This window comes from Gammaproteobacteria bacterium (assembly GCA_003696665.1).
Classification (GTDB): domain Bacteria; phylum Pseudomonadota; class Gammaproteobacteria; order Enterobacterales.
Genome location: RFGJ01000141.1, coordinates 1 through 2923 on the forward strand (window position 1 = coordinate 1; position 2923 = coordinate 2923).

Consider the following 2923-nt stretch of genomic DNA (forward strand, 5'->3'; position numbering starts at 1 on the left):
AAGGTTTCAGATGGCGCGGCTCCCGGCACGCCCGTATTTGAAGCGCGTCGTGTGGCGTGCGAAATGTGCGACGACATTCCCTGCGTTCGCGCATGCCCGACGGGGGCGCTGGATCCAGAACTTGAGGACATCAAGGATGCGACGATGGGTGTTGCCGTCCTAGTCGATCCGGAAAATTGCTTGAACTTGCAAGGGTTGCGCTGCGACGTCTGCTATCGCAATTGCCCCGTGGCTGGGAAAGCCATCACGCTTGAGGCACATCACAATCGGCGAACGGGTCGGCATGCCGTCTTCGTGCCTACCGTCAATGCCGAAGCCTGTACTGGGTGCGGCAAGTGTGAGCAGACCTGCGTTTTGGAGGAAGCAGCGATCAAAGTGCTCCCGCTGCGGCTGGCCAGAGGTCAGCTTGGCAAACACTATCGGTTCGGGTGGAAAACTAAGGAGGCCGAAAATGGCGCGTAGGGTCGGCGCATTGGCGCAGCAAAAGTACGGCTTCTGGCGCACGCACGGTTTGCTGATGGCGCGTCGTTTGGTACAGGCGTCCGTGATTTGCGCTTTTTGGCTTGGACCATGGACCGGGTATTGGTTGTTGCGCGGTAACCTGTCTGGTTCCCTATTATTGGACACGGTTCCCATGACGGATTTGTTTCTATTTTTGCAGTCGCTTGCCGCAGGGCATTGGCCAGAGACGAACTTCGTGCTGGGAGCCGTTGTCGTTCTTTCAGTGTACGCGCTGCTCGGTGGCCGAGTGTTTTGCGGATGGGTCTGCCCGGTCAATGCTGTAACGGACGCCGCACGTTGGCTGAGGCAGCGGTTAGGCATCCGCAGCCATTGGCGGGTATCGCGCACGGCCCGACATTGGCTCTTTTGGGCGTGTTTATTGTCAGCGCTGCTCAGTGGGCAGATGGTCTGGGAGTATTGGAATCCAGTGTCTATGTGGCAGCGCGCATTAACTGCAGGCACCCTTTCCGGAGTGAGTTTTGTGACGCTTGTATTTTTGCTTGATTTGGCGGCAGGGCAGGGGACATGGTGTGGCCACTTATGTCCCCACGGGCAGGCATATGCGGCGGTAGGGGTGCTCCCGCTTGGGTACTATGTCCGCGCATCGCGCCGGCAACACTGTGATGACTGCATGGATTGTTATCAAGTCTGTCCTGAGGCGCAACTGCTCAAGCAGGCTCTCAAAGGCGAGCATGCCAGAATTGAAAGTGCACAGTGCACGCGCTGTGCTCGTTGCGCTGAGATCTGTCACCAACGGGTGTTCCAGCTAGAGTACCGATTTTTGAGTCATTGAAAGTGGAGGCAATATCATGAAAGTCCAACAATTTGCATGGGTATTCACCGGCTTGCTAGCACTGCAAATCGGCTCAGCGGCAGACAGCGGGTCTCAAAAAGTTCAGTCGCTCCGCGGCGGGGTCGATTTGGCCGAAGTGGCACCGCCCGATCGCTTAAAGAATGTACCAAAGCGCAACAATGTGATTCCGCCTAACTATGCACAACAACCACCTTTGATTCCGCATGACATTCGGCATTATCAGATAGACAAAAACGTCAATAAATGTTTGTCTTGCCATAGTCCGAAAAATTATCGCCAGTGGGGGGCGACCAAAATTAGTGTGACGCATTATTTGGACCGAGACGGCCGTGCGCTGATGGATGTGTCGCCTCGTCGGTACTTCTGCACCCAATGCCATGTGCCGCAAACGGATGCGCCGCCGTTGGTCGAAAATACCTACCAATCACAGTTTGACCAGAACTAGATACGGGAGGCCAACATGAGCAAACGAGCCGGTGTGTTTGGGCGGTTATGGTCGTCTCTGAAGCGTCCTGCTAAATGGGCATTGGGCACGGTTTTGTTGGCGGGTTTTGTCGCCGGTATCATTTTCTGGGGCGGTTTCAACTGGGCACTTGAGCTGACCAACCGCGAATCGTTTTGTATTTCGTGTCACGAAATGCGCGACAACGTCTTTCAGGAATTGCGCGAAACCATCCATTACACGAATCGTTCTGGGGTTCGAGCGACGTGTCCGGATTGTCATGTGCCGCATGAATGGGGACCAAAGATAATTCGAAAGATTAAGGCTTCTCGTGAACTGTGGGGAAAGATCACTGGGTACGTCGATACGCGTGAAAAATTTCTTGTGCATCGTCGTGAAATGGCTGAGCGGGAGTGGGCACGGATGAAGGCGAACGATTCTCAGGAATGCCGTAACTGCCATAACTTTGAGTATATGGACTTCAGTGTCCAGGATAAACGAGCGGCCAAAGCACATTCGACATCATTGGCCTCAGGTGAAAAAACGTGTATTGATTGCCATAAAGGCATTGCTCATGAATTGCCAGATATGCATGGCGTGCCCGGTTGGGATTAACTGTGCTGACCGTCGGAAACGACGGTCAGCGTCTAAGTTATGAAAGGGGCCATAGCCAGGTAAAAATCGCGCCAGTGGCGAGTGAATACAGGAGCGCATCAAACAGGAACTTGAGGGTGGTTGACCACTTGCGTGCCCACCAAATCTAGTTTTGGATGAGTGCCAAGCCATAGCCTGAAAACGCGACAGTGGTGGTCAAACGGAAGATGGCCATTGCATCTGAAGTGTCAGTCAGCGCCAGATCGGCGACGTAAGCGACAAAAATGTTGACAAGCACCAAATAAACGAACCATTGCGTCAGCGACTTCGCCATTGGCCATGGACCGTTTGGCATGATTGTCAGCAAACCGACAGGCCCTTCATTTAGCTTTTTTAGATAGGCTTCAGACTTCAGGGCTTCAGGCCCGTCGCCCCAAGGAAACATGTACTCGCCTTGGGGAATGTCAAGCGCCCGGACGGCTTGGCGAAATTGATCTTCGTTCGGTATCTGGCCCACATTGCTCCGATGATAGGTAAGCACCATATGGATGATAAAACTCAAAAAATGCGCA

Annotated in this window: 5 protein-coding genes; 4 read left to right on the forward strand and 1 reads right to left on the reverse strand. The window is 53.7% G+C overall.

The genetic code is table 11. The features are described from left to right. From D6694_04420 to D6694_04435, 4 genes are all read left to right on the forward strand, one after another. The coding region (locus D6694_04420; protein ID RMH45670.1) for a ferredoxin-type protein NapG at positions 1–462 on the forward strand (462 nt) is incomplete at its 5' end. Beyond that, the gene (napH, locus tag D6694_04425; GenBank protein RMH45671.1) at positions 452–1294 is read left to right on the forward strand and encodes a quinol dehydrogenase ferredoxin subunit NapH; all 843 of its coding nucleotides are present in this window, start codon (positions 452–454) and stop codon (positions 1292–1294) included. The genes D6694_04420 and napH, both read left to right, overlap by 11 nt. 16 nt (positions 1295–1310) lie before the next feature. Continuing rightward, complete coding sequence (locus D6694_04430; GenBank protein RMH45672.1) at positions 1311–1760, forward strand: nitrate reductase cytochrome c-type subunit; 450 nt, start codon at positions 1311–1313, stop codon at positions 1758–1760. A gap of 15 nt (positions 1761–1775) precedes the next feature. Beyond that, positions 1776–2372 carry a cytochrome c-type protein NapC gene (locus D6694_04435; GenBank protein ID RMH45673.1) on the forward strand — a complete coding sequence of 199 codons (597 nt, stop codon included), beginning with the start codon at positions 1776–1778 and terminating at the stop codon, positions 2370–2372. A 145-nt stretch (positions 2373–2517) separates the two neighbouring features. On the opposite strand, the gene D6694_04440 is transcribed toward D6694_04435, so the two are convergent. Next, complete coding sequence (locus D6694_04440; GenBank protein ID RMH45674.1) at positions 2518–2895, reverse strand: hypothetical protein; 378 nt, start codon at positions 2893–2895, stop codon at positions 2518–2520. Between the last annotated feature and the right edge of the window lie 28 nt (positions 2896–2923).

What these genes read in the sequence shown, in the direction of transcription:
- napH (RMH45671.1), top strand. Translation starts at nt 452, where the DNA reads ATGGCGCGTAGGGTCGGCGCATTGGCGCAGCAAAAGTACGGCTTCTGG.
- D6694_04430 (RMH45672.1), top strand. Translation starts at nt 1,311, where the DNA reads ATGAAAGTCCAACAATTTGCATGGGTATTCACCGGCTTGCTAGCACTG.
- D6694_04435 (RMH45673.1), top strand. Translation starts at nt 1,776, where the DNA reads ATGAGCAAACGAGCCGGTGTGTTTGGGCGGTTATGGTCGTCTCTGAAG.
- D6694_04440 (RMH45674.1), bottom strand. Translation starts at nt 2,895, where the DNA reads ATGGTGCTTACCTATCATCGGAGCAATGTGGGCCAGATACCGAACGAA.